We start from the raw sequence: 14,980 nt of genomic DNA on the forward strand, positions 1-14,980 counted from the left end.
GTGGCTAACATCCTTATAGCCACTCTGAATGTTTTAATTAAACTTCTTTCAGTTTTGCAGTGAAGTGACGCAATACTTTCGGTTCGTAGGTAAAGGTTAACCCTTTAATATTCGCCGCGTTCTCTTTCACATGTTTAAAGGCTTCAATAATGAAGTCCATATGTGTTTGAGTATATGTTGCACGCGGAATGGTTAAACGCAGCAGTTCAGCTGGGCATGGCAGTTGTTTACCGGTTTTCGGATCGCGGCCTAACAGGAAAGAACCAATTTCTACCGCACGGATACCGGCGACTTTATACAGCTCGCACGCCAGCGCCTGTGCCGGGAACTGGTCTGCCGGGATATGCGGCAGCAGTTTACCGGCATCAACGAATGCCGCGTGACCGCCCGCCTGCTGGCAGACAACGCCAATCTCTTCCAGACCATCGACCAGATACTGCACCTGCGCGATACGATAAGCCAGCCAGTCCAGATTCATGCCGTCATACAGACCTACCGCCAGACGCTCCATCGCGCCGCCTTCCAGACCACCATATGTCGGGAAGCCTTCCTGCACCACGCAAAGGGTTCTGCACTCGGTGTACACATCAAAGAAGCTGTCGTCTTTCATGCACAACAAGCCGCCCATCGGCACCATCGCATCTTTCTTGGCGGACATCGCCAGCATATCGGCATATTTGTAGGTTTCGCGGGTGATCTGCTCGATGGTCCAGTCTTTGTATTCTGCTTCACGCTGCTTGATGAAATAGGCGTTTTCAGCAAAGCGTGCGGAGTCCATTACCACCGGAATATCGTATTTCTTCGCGATGCTGTACATCGCTTTTAAGTTTGCCAGTGAAACCGGCTGACCGCCTGCAGAGTTACTGGTGATGGTTGCAACGATATACGGCACGTTATTCGGGCCAACTTCTTCAATGCCTCGTTCTAATCCCTCAAGGTCAAAATTGCCTTTAAAGTCGTAACGCACGCCAGTATCGAAGGCTTCTTTGATATAGACGTTACGCACGGTACAGCCGTTAATCTGGCTATGGCCCTGCGTGGTATCAAAGAAATAGTTAGAGAATGCCACCATTTTGCTGCGATCCAGGCCTTTTTCCTGCTCGCGTTTTTTAATCAGTACCGGAATATAGATTTGCTCTGCGCCACGGCCCTGGTGAGTTGGAATGGTGTATTGATAACCAAAGATATTTTTCACTGACTCGGCTAACGCATAGTAGCTGCGGCTGCCGCTGTAGGCTTCGTCGCCGCGCATCATCGCAGCCTGCATGCTCTGCGTCACCGCCCCGGTGCCGCTGTCGGTCAGTAAATCGATAAACACATCTTCGCTATCCAGCAGGAACGGGTTCATACCGGATTTAATAATTGCCTCTTCACGATAAGCGCGAGTGGTACGTTTTACTGGCTCAATAACACGAATGCGGAACGGTTCAGGGAGATGTTTAAAGTTTTCCATTACATAATCCTTCATTTATTTTAATTACAGTGATCCCTGTGAATATTACATCTGCTATACCGATTAATTCGCCAGATATATATGTAAGTACCATCATTTACTAAAACAAGTAAATAAACGAGAGATGGCCTTTGCAAAAGGCAAAATTAAGATATAGCAAACAAATAGATCACATTGAATCTAATCGGTTTGGCTCTGGTGATGGCTACAGAAGGGCAAATCAAGGGCGATGATCGACAATCTTGTTGTCAATATTGAACCATTTTGAGGTCACACATATATGTAAGATATTCATAATGCACTTATCCTCGAAAGACACGAGGCTACAGTATAATACTCAAGAATTTTGTCTATTCTAAAATTGTTTAAATGTGAATCGAATCACAATTAGATATTGTCTGTGTTTGTGATGGCTGGCCCATGCAAAATATTAGCAAAAATCCATAAATGGATAAATTTTTTAATTTTTATCATTATTGTTGAAGATGATGGCATTGATTATAGGGGTTCCATTACAAGGAGCTGTTTCCCTCATTGACGTCGCGGTTTACTCACTTCATTACCAGGTTGATGACCTGATGGGGTAATGACGTAAAAAGACAAATAACTCTATAAATGAGCGAAATTTGATAGTTGGTTTTTAAATAGTAACCTTATTATTACTACAACTTTCATATGGATGAGGGGAAAGAAAATGGTTGATAACGTAACTGTTGGCAGTGTATGTGCACAATCTCCTTCTTTCATGCCTGATTTGGATGGAGGAAAAAATAAAACTCAATTGATCGTTGACGATATAGTGGCGTATCTTAAAAATCCTTCAGTTTATTCACTTGAAAAAGAGGGGCCGTTAAATCATTTTGTTAATTATTGTTCTGAAGTTGAGTTAGGTTTCTATAGCGATGGTGCATATTCAATTCTTGTCTCCAGATCTAAGCAACAACCTGAAGGTATGATTTTAACCGTAAGCGATGCAGACGCAATCAATATAGTACATATTTCCGTATCTCCAGCGCTTATAAAATTCCTGGATGATATTTTTACTTGCCTTCATACGTACCCTGATGATGAGAGTTTTACAAAAGAGCAGATAAAAGCTAATAGCAAATATGACGTTATAAACTACAACTGTAAGATTTTTTTTAATGAAAAACCAGAAAATGAAATCGTGTGCAGGCATCTTTCTCTACAATATTGTATAGATTCAATGAATGAACATACAGGGAAAGTTCCATTAAAGGCTTACTATTCATCTCCGGAAGATATACAAAAACATATTCCATTCGAGCTTGAGCAGCAATTTGACAATCTACAAAAAAATCCACCACCCGGTACATGCGTTGTTGCCTGTGATAAGTTTGGGGAGGCATTATCAGTCTTTTTTCACAGAATGGAAAAAGAGAAGTTAACGCATATGGCGGCAATCGTTCAATCTCAAACTCACGCTATGGCCGTCCGCTTGAGGATCAAAAAAACGCCTGCTGGAGAAACAGAATATGTTGTATCCTTTTATGATCCTAATGCAACCAATACTGCAGTACGCTATAAAGCAAACAACTGTGATTCTTTTGGATCATTGCGATCCTTTATGAATATTAAACAGGCACAAAAAAAATGGGTAATGACAGAAATTTGCTCCGACTGTGTAGGAATAACTCCTTATCTCCCTCGAGAACAAGCCCATTTATTAAGTGGTATAAATAATGAGTTGCAACCACCATTATCACCATTAGCATTACATCTATTAATACAAATGGGGATGCATGAAAACATTGTTCTTTTTTTTGATAAATTTAAAAACTCCCAAGAAATGACAGCATCAAAGGTTCTTGCTGCGAAATCAATTACAGGAACATATGGATTATATGTATTATGGTATCAAAATAGTATTGATGTTTTTAATGAATTCATAATAAATTTAAAAGAGTTGACCAGAAAGTATAATTTTAGCCATAGCGATCTGGAAAATATACTCCTTGCGAAAGATTACCTCGGTGTGAGCTGGATTCCTAAGGCTTTAAGAAATAATCAAAATAAAATTGTCAAAGAATGGTTGTTGGCGATAGATGACTTTGAGAAAGAGTTTGGAGTAAATAAAAATGAAATACTTCGTAGTGTAGGAAAAGAAATAGACTCAATTTATGATTTAAATAGCGCTATTAGGACCAATAATTATAATGTTGTTAATATATTGCTAGCCAATATAAAAGCCAAAATGTTTAAAAATGAAATAAATAAAGAAGATATATTGAAACTGATGGCAGCAAGAGAATGGACGGGGGAGTCAGACAAATGGACGAAGGCATCAGGCTTATATTCTGCGATAGTGAAAGGGCATACGGAGATTGTTGCTGCCTGGATGGAGACAGCTGAAGTGATAGCCAGCCATTATGAAAATGATAAAGATGTAGTGAGAGAACTACTGTCGTTGAGCAGAAATAATGCTGCCTGCTCTTTGCATATTGCAAGCTTTAAGAAAATGAGTAAAGAGGTCATTGACGTATATCTGAATGCGGCGATTCGCCTGGCGTTGCAACACGGGTTCTCTTTCGATGAAATTGTGGAGCAGTTTACCCGTGACTTTGATGGCAAGTCATTCTCTCATGTGGTAAATAACGGGGATGATATACATATGGGGCTCTGGCTGAAAATATTCAAAATTGTGGTTGGTGAAAATGAAAATTACCTTAAAGATGTGATGATGCAGCTGGAAGAAAAGAATAATGAAGGTAAATCTGTAATAAGTCTGGCAAATGGCAATCCTGTACTTAAAGAACTATTCTGGAAAGCAGTAGACGAATTTAACTTTCCGCAAGAGGAGCTTAATAGGTTAAAGCAATATCGTTCTCTGTAAAGACAGGACTGCAAGGTGTTTAAAGTCGCTCCAGCCAGTAGCAAATGCAGTTTTGGTGCAGGATGCTCATAAAAAACAAGCGCTGTTCCGTTCTGATAGTTAGTTTCCCCCAGAACGGAACAGTGCCCTTTATATCAATTTAGACGACTTACTTACCAATACAGAAGCTGGAGAAAATCCGCCCCAGCAGGTCGTCAGAGGTAAATTCCCCGGTGATTTCGCTTAAGTTCTGCTGCGCCAGGCGCAACTCTTCCGCCAGCAGTTCGCCTGCCCAGGCACCCAACAGTTGCGCTTTGCCCTGTTGTAGATGTTCCGCCGCTTGTTCCAGCGCCTGTAAGTGGCGACGGCGCGCCAGGAAGCCGCCTTCCATATTGGTGTCAAAGCCCATGCTCTGTTTGAGATGGTTACGCAGCACGTCCACGCCTTCGCCAGTCCTTGCCGAGAGACGAATCAACGCATGACCGTTCACTTCACTCATTCCCAGCGTTTCGCCGGTGATATCGGCTTTATTGCGTACCACGGTGATCGGCAGTTTGGCAGGCAGACGGGCGATAAATTCCGGCCAGATCTCTGCCGGATCAACGGCGTCTGTCGTGGTGCCATCGACCATAAACAGTACGCGGTCGGCCTGTTCAATTTCCTGCCACGCGCGCTCGATACCAATACGTTCCACTTCATCACTGGCTTCACGTAGCCCGGCAGTGTCGATGATATGCAGCGGCATTCCGTCAATGTGGATATGCTCACGCAGCACGTCACGCGTGGTTCCGGCGATATCAGTCACGATTGCCGCTTCACGGCCCGCCAGCGCGTTTAACAGGCTCGATTTACCGGCGTTAGGACGTCCGGCAATCACCACCTTCATCCCTTCGCGCAACAAACTACCCTGACGTGCTTCAGCACGCACTGCATCAAGATCGGCAATCACGTCATTGAGCTGGGCTTCAATTTTGCCGTCGGAGAGGAAATCGATCTCTTCATCAGGGAAATCAATTGCCGCTTCGACGTAAATGCGCAAGTGGGTGAGGGCTTCCACCAGATGGTTGACCCGTGCGGAGAATGCGCCTTGCAGCGAGTTAAGTGCCGAACGGGCCGCCTGTTCCGAACTGGCGTCGATAAGATCCGCAATCGCCTCGGCCTGGGCTAAGTCGAGTTTATCGTTAAGAAACGCGCGTTCGGAAAACTCACCAGGGCGAGCAATCCGCAGGCCGGGAATGGTCAGAATGCGTTTTAACAGCAGGTCGAGGATCACCGGACCGCCATGACCCTGCAGTTCAAGCACATCTTCGCCGGTGAACGAGTTCGGGCCAGGGAACCATAGCGCAATCCCCTGATCGAGCACGCTGCCGTCGGCGTCTTTAAACGGAAGATAATCGGCGTAGCGCGGCTTAGGCAGTTTACCCAGCACGGTTTCGGCAACTTCACGGGCTTTGAGACCGGAGATGCGCAGGATGCCAACACCGCCACGTCCCGGAGGCGTGGCCTGGGCTACGATAGTGTCATTATCGCTCATGATGTTCCTGTTGCTTTGTGTGGCGGATACGCGGTGCTTATCCGCCCTACGAAAAGAAAAAAGGCGGTCAACTGACCGCCCTTATTTTAGCGAAAACTCACCGAATCAGGATTTTTTCTTCTCGCGGCTATGCAGGCCACGTTTTTCCAGACCACGGTAAATCAGCTGCTGCTGAATAATGGTTACCAGGTTGCTGACGATATAGTACAGCACCAGACCTGACGGGAACCACAGGAAGAACACGGTGAAGATGACCGGCATAAAGGTCATGATCTTCTGCTGCATCGGGTCGGTCACGGTGGTCGGCGACATCTTCTGAATGAAGAACATCGTTACGCCCATCAGGATCGGCAGGATGTAGTACGGGTCCTGTGCAGACAGGTCGTGGATCCACAGTGCAAACGGTGCCTGACGCAGTTCAACGGAACCCATCAGCATGTAGTACAACGCCAGGAAGATTGGCATCTGGATCAGCAGTGGGAAGCAGCCGCCCAGCGGGTTAACCTTCTCAGCTTTGTACAGCGCCATCATTTCCTGACTGATACGCTGTTTGTCATCGCCCAGACGCTCACGCATTGCCTGAATCTTCGGCTGCAGCATGCGCATCTTCGCCATGGAGGTGTACTGCGCTTTGGTCAGCGGGTACATGATGCCACGAACGATAAAGGTGATGATGATAATGGAGAAGCCCCAGTTACCCACAAAGCTATGGATCCATTTCAGCAGTTTGAACAGCGGCTGAGAGATGAACCACAACCAACCGTAATCAACGGTCAGATCCAGGTGCGGAGCAACAGCTGCCATTTTGTCCTGGATTTCCGGGCCAACCCACAGGGTGCTGTTCATCGCGCCAGTCTGACCAGGCTGAACCAGTACCGGCTGAGATTTATAGCCGATAGCGGCGATGCCGTTACCCAGATTAGCGGTATAGAAGTTGTTGGTACCGTCGTTATGCGGGATCCACGCCGTCGCGAAATACTGTTGCAGCATTGCCACCCAACCACCTTTCGAAGAGATGTTCAGGTTTTCGTTATCGGCAATGGTATCGAACTTGTATTTCTCGTACTTCTCGTCAGGCGTGGAGTACGCCGCGCCGCGGAAGGTGTGCAGTGCGAAGTTGCTGCTTCCGGTATCGAGATGCGGTGGCAGAGTGATGGATTGCTTCAACTGACCAAAGGTGGAGATCTCCAGCGGTTTCTCGCCAGCGTTCTGCACGTTGTAGTTGACGTTGACAGCGTAATCACCACGTTTCAGGACAAACGTTTTGGTAAACGTGTTGCCTGCCGCGTCGGTATACGTCATCGGCACCTGCAGTTCGTTTTGACCTTCAGCCAGCACATAAGCGTCTTTTTCAACGTTATACAGCGGACGCGGGCCGTTAGCCGGATTATCCGGGCCATCACGACCGGTCAGACCGCTCTGTGCCTGATAAATAAACTGCGGTGAAGTTTCCAGCAGCTGGAACGGCTGGGTAGAGTTCAGCTCTTTCGGGTAAGCAGGCAGCAGAGCTTGCTCAATATCACCACCACGGGTGTTGATGGTCAGATCAAGCACGTCGGTCTTAACCGAGATCAGTTTCCCCTGGCCACTGGCCGGTACGCCCTGGTCGGCGGCGCTACCCGCTGCGGTGGTCGTTGTCTGCGTGGTCTGTTGGGCCTGAGGTTGCGGGTTTTTATCCTGCTCCCAGGCTTGCCAGATCATGAAAGACACGAACAGCAAAGCGATGACTAAAAGATTGCGTTGCGAATCCATCGTTAGTGTTCTCTGGTATCAAATGGTCCGGGCGGGACGGGATCGTCACCACCAGGGTGTAAAGGGTGGCATTTTAATACGCGTTTCACCGTCAACCAACTGCCTTTTATCACTCCAAACCTGCGCAATGCCTCAATTCCGTAGCTTGAACAGGTTGGAGTGAAACGACAATGCGGCCCGAGTAGCGGACTAATCAGGCGTTGATAGACCCGAATGAGGGCTATCAGGACCCGCGAGCCAGGCGACAGTGGCGGCGCCATAATTTTTCCAACGCTTCCGAGAGAGCACGGTTATCGAGGTCGGCAACCCCTTTTTTCGCCACCACCACGAAATCCATAGCCGGGAGTTCATGTTGGCGCAGACGGAAGCTTTCACGCGTCAGACGTTTAATCCGATTGCGTTCATGGGCGCGTCGAACGTTTTTCTTGGCGACTGTAAGACCGATACGGGGATGCCCCAGCGAATTCAGGCGGCCGAGAATGGTAATTTGCGGCGTGCCAGCCCGTTGTGGCTGCTGGAAGACGAATGTGAATTGACTGGGAGTTAACAAGCGTAACTCCCTGGGAAATGCGAGCTTAACCACTCAGGGGTTAGCTTTATTACTTAGAAACGGTCAGACGAGCGCGGCCTTTAGCACGACGACGTGCCAGAACCTGACGACCATTTTTAGTAGCCATACGAGCACGGAAGCCGTGAGAACGGTTGCGCTTCAGTACAGACGGTTGAAAAGTGCGTTTCATGGCGATTTCTACCTAAACTTGAATAAATTCAATGGCTTTATTGGATATCCGCCGAAAAATGAAACGATGGACACCGAAGCCATGGGTGATTAAAGAGGCCGGATTGTAATAATTGTACACTCCGGAGTCAATTCTCTTTCCTTATTTACCGCGCTTTTCCGCACCTTTTCGCAGGGAAAATGTACGGCCTCACACCAGTGAAAACCAGCATGGCGCGCCGGGTGGAGGATTATACGGGCTGACGGGTAAAGCGCAAGGATCGTCCTGGATCTTTATTAGATCGATTAAGCCAATTTTTGTCTATGGTCATTAAATTTTCCAATATGCGGCGTAAATCGTGCCCGCCTCGCGGCAGGATCGTTTACACTTAGCGAGTTCTGGAAAGTCCTGTGGATAAATCGGGAAAATCTGTGAGAAACAGAAGATCTCTTGCGCAGTTTAGGCTATGATCCGCGGTCCCGATCGTTTTGCAGGATCTTGATCGGGCATATAACCGCAGACAGCGGTTCGTGCGTCACCCTCAAGCAGGGTCTTTTCGACGTACGTCAACAATCATGAATGTTTCAGCCTTAGTCATTATCGACTTTTGTTCGAGTGGAGTCCGCCGTGTCACTTTCGCTTTGGCAGCAGTGTCTTGCCCGATTGCAGGATGAGTTACCAGCCACAGAATTCAGTATGTGGATACGCCCATTGCAGGCGGAACTGAGCGATAACACGCTGGCCCTGTACGCGCCAAACCGTTTTGTCCTCGATTGGGTACGGGACAAGTACCTTAATAATATCAATGGACTGCTAACCAGTTTCTGCGGAGCGGATGCCCCACAGCTGCGTTTTGAAGTCGGCACCAAACCGGTGACGCAAACGCCACAAGCGGCAGTGACGAGCAACGTCGCGGCCCCTGCACAGGTGGCGCAAACGCAGCCGCAACGTGCTGCGCCTTCTACGCGCTCAGGTTGGGATAACGTTCCGGCCCCGGCAGAACCGACCTATCGTTCTAACGTAAACGTCAAACACACGTTTGATAACTTCGTTGAAGGTAAATCTAACCAACTGGCGCGCGCGGCGGCTCGCCAGGTGGCAGATAACCCTGGCGGTGCCTATAACCCGTTGTTCCTTTATGGCGGCACGGGTCTGGGTAAAACTCACCTGCTGCATGCGGTGGGTAACGGCATTATGGCGCGCAAGCCGAATGCCAAAGTGGTTTATATGCACTCCGAGCGCTTTGTTCAGGACATGGTAAAAGCCCTGCAAAACAACGCGATCGAAGAGTTTAAACGCTACTACCGTTCCGTAGATGCACTGCTGATCGACGATATTCAGTTTTTTGCTAATAAAGAACGATCTCAGGAAGAGTTTTTCCACACCTTCAACGCCCTGCTGGAAGGTAATCAACAGATCATTCTCACCTCGGATCGCTATCCGAAAGAGATCAACGGCGTTGAGGATCGTTTGAAATCCCGCTTCGGTTGGGGACTGACTGTGGCGATCGAACCGCCAGAGCTGGAAACCCGCGTGGCGATCCTGATGAAAAAGGCCGACGAAAACGACATTCGTTTGCCGGGCGAAGTGGCGTTCTTTATCGCCAAGCGTCTACGATCTAACGTACGTGAGCTGGAAGGCGCGCTGAACCGCGTTATTGCTAACGCCAACTTTACCGGACGGGCGATCACCATCGACTTCGTGCGTGAGGCGCTGCGCGACTTGCTGGCATTGCAGGAAAAACTGGTCACCATCGACAATATTCAGAAGACGGTGGCGGAGTACTACAAGATCAAAGTCGCGGATCTCCTTTCTAAGCGTCGATCCCGCTCGGTGGCGCGTCCGCGCCAGATGGCGATGGCGCTGGCGAAAGAGCTGACTAACCACAGTCTGCCGGAGATTGGCGATGCGTTTGGTGGTCGTGACCACACGACGGTGCTTCATGCCTGCCGGAAGATCGAGCAGCTGCGTGAAGAGAGCCACGATATCAAAGAAGATTTTTCCAATTTAATCAGAACATTGTCATCGTAAACCTATGAAATTTACCGTAGAACGTGAGCATTTATTAAAACCGCTACAACAGGTGAGCGGGCCGTTAGGTGGTCGTCCTACGCTACCGATTCTCGGTAATCTGCTGTTACAGGTTGCTGACGGTACGTTGTCGCTGACCGGTACTGATCTCGAGATGGAAATGGTGGCACGCGTTGCGCTGGTTCAGCCACACGAGCCAGGGGCGACGACCGTTCCGGCGCGCAAATTCTTTGATATCTGCCGTGGTCTGCCTGAAGGCGCAGAAATTGCCGTGCAACTGGAAGGTGAGCGGATGCTGGTGCGCTCCGGGCGTAGCCGTTTTTCGCTGTCTACCCTGCCAGCGGCAGATTTCCCGAATCTCGATGACTGGCAGAGCGAAGTCGAATTTACCCTGCCGCAGGCGACGATGAAGCGTCTGATTGAAGCGACCCAGTTTTCTATGGCGCATCAGGACGTTCGCTATTACTTAAACGGTATGCTGTTTGAAACCGAAGGTGAAGAACTGCGCACCGTGGCGACCGACGGCCACCGTCTGGCGGTCTGTTCAATGCCAATTGGTCAATCTTTGCCAAGCCATTCGGTGATCGTGCCGCGTAAAGGCGTGATTGAACTGATGCGTATGCTCGACGGCGGCGACAATCCGCTGCGCGTGCAGATTGGCAGCAACAACATTCGCGCCCACGTTGGCGACTTTATCTTCACCTCGAAACTGGTGGATGGTCGCTTCCCGGATTACCGACGCGTTCTGCCGAAGAACCCGGACAAACATCTGGAAGCAGGTTGCGATCTCCTCAAGCAGGCGTTTGCTCGCGCGGCAATTCTCTCTAACGAGAAATTCCGCGGCGTACGTCTGTATGTCAGCGAAAACCAGCTGAAAATCACCGCCAACAACCCGGAACAGGAAGAAGCGGAAGAGATCCTCGACGTTACCTATAGCGGTGCGGAGATGGAAATCGGCTTCAACGTCAGCTATGTGCTGGATGTTCTGAACGCGCTGAAATGTGAAAACGTGCGCATGATGCTGACCGATTCGGTTTCCAGCGTGCAGATTGAAGATGCCGCATCACAGTCGGCTGCCTATGTTGTCATGCCAATGAGACTGTAATGTCCCTCACCCGCTTGTTGATCCGCGATTTCCGCAATATCGAAACCGCGGATCTCGCTTTATCTCCCGGCTTTAACTTTCTGGTAGGTGCCAACGGCAGTGGCAAAACCAGCGTGCTGGAAGCCATCTATACGCTCGGCCATGGTCGGGCGTTTCGCAGTTTGCAGATTGGTCGCGTCATTCGCCACGAGCAGGAGGCGTTTGTTCTCCACGGGCGATTACAGGGCGAAGAGCGCGAGACGGCGATTGGCTTAACCAAAGACAAACAGGGCGACAGCAAAGTCCGCATCGACGGTACAGACGGGCATAAGGTCGCGGAACTGGCGCACCTGATGCCAATGCAGTTGATAACGCCAGAAGGGTTTACTTTACTCAACGGCGGCCCCAAATACAGAAGAGCATTCCTCGACTGGGGATGCTTTCACAACGAACCCGGATTTTTCACCGCCTGGAGCAATCTCAAGCGATTGCTCAAGCAGCGCAATGCGGCGCTGCGTCAGGTGACACGTTACGAACAGCTACGCCCGTGGGATAAAGAACTGATCCCGCTGGCGGAGCAAATCAGTACCTGGCGCGCGGAGTATAGCGCCGGTATCGCGGCCGATATGGCTGATACCTGTAAGCAATTTCTCCCTGAGTTTTCTCTGACTTTCTCTTTCCAGCGCGGCTGGGAGAAAGAGACAGAGTACGCTGAGGTGCTGGAACGTAATTTTGAACGCGATCGCCAGCTAACCTACACCGCGCATGGCCCGCACAAAGCGGACTTACGCATTCGCGCCGACGGTGCGCCGGTGGAAGATACCTTATCGCGTGGGCAGCTTAAGCTGTTGATGTGCGCCTTACGTCTGGCGCAAGGAGAGTTCCTCACCCGTGAAAGCGGGCGGCGGTGTCTCTACCTGATAGATGATTTTGCCTCTGAGCTTGATGATGAGCGTCGCGGGTTGCTTGCCAGCCGCTTAAAAGCGACGCAATCACAGGTCTTTGTCAGCGCAATCAGTGCTGAACACGTTATAGACATGTCGGACGAAAATTCGAAGATGTTTACCGTGGAAAAGGGTAAAATAACGGATTAACCCAAGTATAAATGAGCGAGAAACGTTGATGTCGAATTCTTATGACTCCTCCAGTATCAAAGTCCTGAAAGGGCTGGATGCGGTGCGTAAGCGCCCGGGTATGTATATCGGCGACACGGATGACGGCACCGGTCTGCACCACATGGTATTCGAGGTGGTAGATAACGCTATCGACGAAGCGCTCGCGGGTCACTGTAAAGAAATTATCGTCACCATTCACGCCGATAACTCTGTCTCCGTACAGGATGATGGGCGCGGCATTCCGACCGGTATTCACCCGGAAGAGGGCGTATCGGCGGCGGAAGTGATCATGACCGTTCTGCACGCAGGCGGTAAATTTGACGATAACTCCTATAAAGTGTCCGGCGGTCTGCACGGCGTTGGTGTTTCGGTAGTAAACGCCCTGTCGCAAAAACTGGAGCTGGTTATCCAGCGCGAGGGTAAAATTCACCGTCAGATCTACGAACACGGTGTACCGCAGGCTCCGCTGGCGGTTACCGGCGAGACTGAAAAAACCGGCACCATGGTGCGTTTCTGGCCCAGCCTCGAAACCTTCACCAATGTGACCGAGTTCGAATATGAAATTCTGGCGAAACGTCTGCGTGAGTTGTCGTTCCTCAACTCCGGCGTTTCCATTCGTCTGCGCGACAAGCGCGACGGTAAAGAAGACCACTTCCACTATGAAGGCGGCATCAAGGCGTTCGTTGAATATCTGAACAAGAACAAAACGCCGATCCACCCGAATATCTTCTACTTCTCCACCGAAAAAGATGGTATCGGCGTCGAAGTGGCGTTGCAGTGGAACGATGGCTTCCAGGAAAACATCTACTGCTTTACCAACAACATTCCGCAGCGTGACGGCGGTACTCACCTGGCAGGCTTCCGTGCGGCGATGACCCGTACCCTGAATGCCTACATGGACAAAGAAGGCTACAGCAAAAAAGCCAAAGTCAGCGCCACCGGTGACGATGCGCGTGAAGGCCTGATTGCGGTCGTTTCCGTGAAAGTGCCGGACCCGAAATTCTCCTCCCAGACCAAAGACAAACTGGTTTCTTCTGAGGTGAAATCGGCGGTTGAACAGCAGATGAACGAACTGCTGGCGGAATACCTGCTGGAAAACCCAACCGACGCGAAAATCGTGGTTGGCAAAATTATCGATGCTGCCCGTGCCCGTGAAGCTGCGCGTCGCGCGCGTGAAATGACCCGCCGTAAAGGTGCGCTCGACTTAGCGGGCCTGCCGGGCAAACTGGCAGACTGCCAGGAACGCGATCCGGCGCTTTCCGAACTGTACCTGGTGGAAGGGGACTCCGCGGGCGGCTCTGCGAAGCAGGGGCGTAACCGCAAGAACCAGGCGATTCTGCCGCTGAAGGGTAAAATCCTCAACGTTGAGAAAGCGCGCTTCGATAAGATGCTCTCTTCTCAGGAAGTGGCGACGCTTATCACCGCGCTTGGCTGTGGTATTGGTCGTGACGAGTACAACCCGGACAAACTGCGTTATCACAGCATCATCATCATGACCGATGCGGACGTCGACGGCTCGCACATTCGTACGCTGCTGTTGACCTTCTTCTATCGTCAGATGCCGGAAATCGTTGAACGCGGTCACGTCTACATCGCTCAGCCGCCGCTGTACAAAGTGAAGAAAGGCAAGCAGGAACAGTACATTAAAGACGACGAAGCGATGGATCAGTACCAGATCTCTATCGCGCTGGACGGCGCAACGCTGCACACCAACGCCAGTGCACCGGCATTGGCTGGCGAAGCGTTAGAGAAACTGGTGTCTGAGTACAACGCGACGCAGAAAATGATCAACCGCATGGAGCGTCGTTATCCGAAAGCAATGCTGAAAGAGCTTATCTATCAGCCGACGCTGACGGAAACTGACCTCTCTGATGAGCAGACCGTTACCCGCTGGGTGAACGCGCTGGTCAGCGAACTGAACGACAAAGAACAGCACGGCAGCCAGTGGAAGTTTGATGTCCACGCTAATGCCGAGCAAAACCTGTTCGAGCCGGTTGTTCGCGTGCGTACCCACGGTGTGGATACTGACTATCCGCTGGATCACGAGTTTATCACCGGTGGCGAATATCGTCGTATCTGCACGCTGGGCGAGAAACTGCGCGGCTTGCTGGAAGAAGATGCGTTTATCGAACGTGGCGAGCGTCGTCAGCCGGTAGCCAGCTTCGAGCAAGCGCTGGACTGGCTGGTGAAAGAGTCCCGTCGCGGCCTCTCCATCCAGCGTTATAAAGGTCTGGGCGAGATGAACCCGGAACAGCTGTGGGAAACCACTATGGACCCGGAAAGCCGTCGTATGCTGCGCGTTACCGTTAAAGATGCGATTGCTGCCGACCAGTTGTTCACCACGCTGATGGGCGACGCCGTTGAACCGCGCCGTGCGTTTATTGAAGAGAACGCCCTGAAAGCGGCGAATATTGATATTTAATGGCGTTAACAATGCGAGCGTGCCTGATGCGCTACGC

The 14,980-nt window shown here is 50.2% G+C and carries 13 protein-coding genes; 5 read left to right on the forward strand and 8 right to left on the reverse strand.

The genetic code is table 11. The features are described 5' to 3' along the window. Positions 1-37 precede the first annotated feature (37 nt). On the reverse strand, positions 38-1,453 hold the full coding sequence (gene tnaA / locus ACJHWK_RS13860) for a tryptophanase (protein WP_001295247.1): 1,416 nt from the start codon (positions 1,451-1,453) through the stop codon (positions 38-40). 220 nt (positions 1,454-1,673) lie between these two features. After that, the gene (tnaC, locus tag ACJHWK_RS13865) at positions 1,674-1,748 is read right to left on the reverse strand and encodes a tryptophanase leader peptide (protein ID WP_001364348.1); all 75 of its coding nucleotides are present in this window, start codon (positions 1,746-1,748) and stop codon (positions 1,674-1,676) included. Positions 1,749-2,147: 399 nt separating this feature from the next. Between tnaC and ACJHWK_RS13870 the strand changes: the two genes are divergently transcribed. Further along, the gene (locus ACJHWK_RS13870) at positions 2,148-4,307 is read left to right on the forward strand and encodes a ShET2/EspL2 family type III secretion system effector toxin (protein ID WP_001521714.1); all 2,160 of its coding nucleotides are present in this window, start codon (positions 2,148-2,150) and stop codon (positions 4,305-4,307) included. Positions 4,308-4,455: 148 nt separating this feature from the next. Here the strand turns inward: ACJHWK_RS13870 and mnmE are convergent, their stop codons facing one another. The 6 genes from mnmE to ACJHWK_RS13900 all read right to left on the reverse strand — a co-directional run bounded on the left by mnmE (position 4,456) and on the right by ACJHWK_RS13900 (position 8,622). Next, entirely contained in the window at positions 4,456-5,820 is a 1,365-nt protein-coding gene (gene mnmE, locus ACJHWK_RS13875) for a tRNA uridine-5-carboxymethylaminomethyl(34) synthesis GTPase MnmE (RefSeq protein WP_001282361.1), read from the reverse strand. 105 nt (positions 5,821-5,925) lie between these two features. Beyond that, positions 5,926-7,572 carry a membrane protein insertase YidC gene (yidC, locus tag ACJHWK_RS13880; protein ID WP_033802712.1) on the reverse strand — a complete coding sequence of 549 codons (1,647 nt, stop codon included), beginning with the start codon at positions 7,570-7,572 and terminating at the stop codon, positions 5,926-5,928. 2 nt (positions 7,573-7,574) lie between these two features. Next, positions 7,575-7,832 (reverse strand): membrane protein insertion efficiency factor YidD, encoded by a 258-nt coding sequence (yidD, locus tag ACJHWK_RS13885; protein ID WP_001307474.1) that lies wholly within the window; start codon positions 7,830-7,832, stop codon positions 7,575-7,577. Beyond that, positions 7,796-8,155 carry a ribonuclease P protein component gene (rnpA, locus tag ACJHWK_RS13890; protein WP_000239730.1) on the reverse strand — a complete coding sequence of 120 codons (360 nt, stop codon included), beginning with the start codon at positions 8,153-8,155 and terminating at the stop codon, positions 7,796-7,798. The genes yidD and rnpA overlap by 37 nt, the downstream gene beginning before the upstream one ends. A 16-nt stretch (positions 8,156-8,171) precedes the next feature. Beyond that, positions 8,172-8,312, reverse strand: a complete 141-nt coding sequence (gene rpmH / locus ACJHWK_RS13895) for a 50S ribosomal protein L34 (RefSeq protein WP_000831330.1) — start codon at positions 8,310-8,312, stop codon at positions 8,172-8,174. 229 nt (positions 8,313-8,541) lie between these two features. Then, the gene (locus ACJHWK_RS13900) at positions 8,542-8,622 is read right to left on the reverse strand and encodes a hypothetical protein (RefSeq protein ID WP_122134670.1); all 81 of its coding nucleotides are present in this window, start codon (positions 8,620-8,622) and stop codon (positions 8,542-8,544) included. Positions 8,623-8,918: 296 nt separating this feature from the next. Here ACJHWK_RS13900 and dnaA point away from each other — a divergent pair, with 296 nt between their 5' ends. Genes dnaA through gyrB form a run of 4 tightly spaced genes read left to right on the forward strand, consistent with a single transcriptional unit; the run spans position 8,919 to position 14,943 of the window. Further along, positions 8,919-10,322 (forward strand): chromosomal replication initiator protein DnaA, encoded by a 1,404-nt coding sequence (gene dnaA, locus ACJHWK_RS13905; RefSeq protein ID WP_000059111.1) that lies wholly within the window; start codon positions 8,919-8,921, stop codon positions 10,320-10,322. Positions 10,323-10,326: 4 nt separating this feature from the next. Continuing rightward, a complete protein-coding gene (dnaN, locus tag ACJHWK_RS13910; protein ID WP_000673464.1) occupies positions 10,327-11,427 on the forward strand; it encodes a DNA polymerase III subunit beta in 1,101 nt (366 codons plus the stop codon). Next, positions 11,427-12,500, forward strand: a complete 1,074-nt coding sequence (recF, locus tag ACJHWK_RS13915) for a DNA replication/repair protein RecF (protein WP_000060112.1) — start codon at positions 11,427-11,429, stop codon at positions 12,498-12,500. The genes dnaN and recF overlap by 1 nt, the downstream gene beginning before the upstream one ends. Positions 12,501-12,528: 28 nt before the next feature. Next, positions 12,529-14,943: a DNA topoisomerase (ATP-hydrolyzing) subunit B gene (gene gyrB / locus ACJHWK_RS13920; RefSeq protein ID WP_001521708.1), complete on the forward strand. Its 2,415-nt coding sequence runs from the start codon at positions 12,529-12,531 to the stop codon at positions 14,941-14,943. The last annotated feature ends 37 nt before the right edge of the window (positions 14,944-14,980 follow it).

The sequence above is a fragment of the Escherichia sp. WS547 genome, assembly GCF_046486065.1.
GTDB lineage: Bacteria > Pseudomonadota > Gammaproteobacteria > Enterobacterales > Enterobacteriaceae > Escherichia > Escherichia coli.